The 1,308-nt window shown below is 60.6% G+C and carries 1 protein-coding gene and 1 pseudogene; both read right to left on the bottom strand.

The genetic code is table 11. From position 1 onward, the window contains the following. Positions 1 to 374: 374 nt before the first annotated feature. Positions 375 to 605 carry an AlpA family transcriptional regulator gene (locus ACJH7A_RS30505; protein ID WP_074297552.1) on the bottom strand — a complete coding sequence of 77 codons (231 nt, stop codon included), beginning with the start codon at positions 603 to 605 and terminating at the stop codon, positions 375 to 377. Between the two features lie 2 nt (positions 606 to 607). Next, positions 608 to 1,308: pseudogene (locus ACJH7A_RS30500) on the bottom strand (hypothetical protein); the annotation flags it as partial.

The following is a 1,308-nucleotide window of genomic DNA, read 5'->3' as shown; positions in this document are numbered from 1 at the left end:
GCCATCGTGGTGGATCATCTCGCTTCCCCCGCCAACCTTGCGGGATTCAGCGTGTCCAACACACGGGGTCAAGTCCCGCCGAACGTGCCAGCAATCTGCTTTGTGATCGTTCCGCGGATCTTCCGTTCGGTCGCCGGCGCCTTGGCGGGTTGAGCCGACAACCAAATCTCGCACCACTCTCGCACCGGTCGCTCTCCCGCTTTAGGGTCGGCCCATGCGCCGGTCTTCAGAGTCTCGACCTGTTTGCGTTCCCATTCTTGGGCGTCGCGCTTGCGGGGAAACGTTCGCGACGCGACGTATCTTCCGCGGTAGTAGACACGAGCCCGGTAAACGCGGGTGCCATTCGGGCCGGTTCTCGGCTCAATCATTCTGCGCTACAGCTCCATCCGCGACTCGCGCCGAGAATCCAGCCACTCGTCGACTTCCGCTGAGTCCCAACGCAGCGCAGTTCCGATGCGGATCGCCGGCGGCCCCTCACCTTTGATGCGCCAGGCCCTAATGCAGCCGACGGACACCCTCAAGCGGTTAGCAACCTGGTCAATCTTGAGAAGTTCGCCACCGCTGGGAGCGCCGCCCCGCACCCTCGTGTTGCCGGTCCTCGCCATCGCTACTCCTCACGTTCCGATGGCTCACGCACCGGCCGCGGCCGGCTTGTGTCTAAACTCTCCGGGTCTCTTTGACGACTCGTCAAATCAATCTCGACTCGGTCAATGAGCTGCTTGATCGCATCGCAGAACAGGTCGATCGGATTCGCGACGAGATGGGATGAGGCACAAATATGCTCGCGCACTGCGTCTTCCGAAACAAGTGGACTTCTGAAACGAACATCGAGACCGTTCACAGAACTTATACCGACGCCGGTTGGAGCGCCGATCGGGCTCAGTGTCGAATCCGCCGAGAACTCCCCCAAAACCGCCGTCGCCGATTCACGGGTGCGAACGGAGAAGCACACGCGTAGAGCGCAGTTATCACGCGTGCTGGTCGGAATGCTGTCAGCAGTGGGCCGCTGTGTGCTGAGAATAACCATGATTCCGGCGGACCGGCCGCGCTTAACCAAGTCCCGAATGATTGCATCGATCTCCGCAGCAGTCGCTTTCAGCTCTTTAGAGGTGAAAGACTTTGCATCCAAATATGCTTGGCACTCGTCGACTACAACAATGACAGCTGGGTGCAGTCGACTGGGGCCGACAGACCACAGGTTTGCGTGCTTGTAGAGGTCGCGCGAGATGCTCAGCCGCTCCCGCATCAGCGCCTGCACGTCTTGCAAAGCAGCACGGACGATTTCGAGGTCCCCTGCTGCCTCACCGC

This window comes from Mycobacterium sp. SMC-17 (assembly GCF_045310915.1).
Taxonomy (GTDB): domain Bacteria; phylum Actinomycetota; class Actinomycetes; order Mycobacteriales; family Mycobacteriaceae; genus Mycobacterium.
Note: the sequence above shows the minus strand (reverse complement) of the source record. Positions and strands in the feature narration are given on the sequence as shown.